The 362-nt window shown below is 68.8% G+C and carries 1 protein-coding gene; it reads right to left on the bottom strand.

Going from position 1 to position 362, the window contains the following annotated elements; translation table 11 throughout:
- Positions 1-362, bottom strand: a 362-nt coding sequence (locus tag TX83_RS21855; RefSeq protein ID WP_141233640.1) for an isopeptide-forming domain-containing fimbrial protein, incomplete at both ends; no start/stop codon positions are given.

Genomic DNA, 362 nt, shown 5'->3' with positions numbered 1-362 from the left:
CACCGGGGTGTTGGTCGTGCAGGTGCCGCAACCCGGGTTATCGGGGCCGGTCGGCACCACCGTGTTGCCCACGCTGCCCGTCGCAGACGCGTTCACCGTCGCGGTGTAGCTCACCGCATAGCTGCCCGGCGCCGTGTTGGCCGGCAGGGTGCAGGTCACGTTGTTCGCACCGCTGCTGCTGCAGGTGTAGATGCCGGCGTTGGTCACCGCACCGAACGTCAGGCCCGTGCCCAGCGTATCGGTCAGCGTGGTCACACCGGTGGTCTGCGAGTTCGACACCACCGTGGTCAGGGTGTAGGTGATCGTGTCGCCCACCGCGACCGGACCGGCCGGGGTCGACGTCTTGTTCACCGTCACCGCCG

This window comes from Lysobacter antibioticus HS124 (genome assembly GCF_000336385.2).
Classification (GTDB): domain Bacteria; phylum Pseudomonadota; class Gammaproteobacteria; order Xanthomonadales; family Xanthomonadaceae; genus Lysobacter; species Lysobacter firmicutimachus.
The sequence above is the reverse complement of the archived record's forward strand: the minus strand, read 5'-3'. Positions and strand labels throughout refer to the sequence as shown.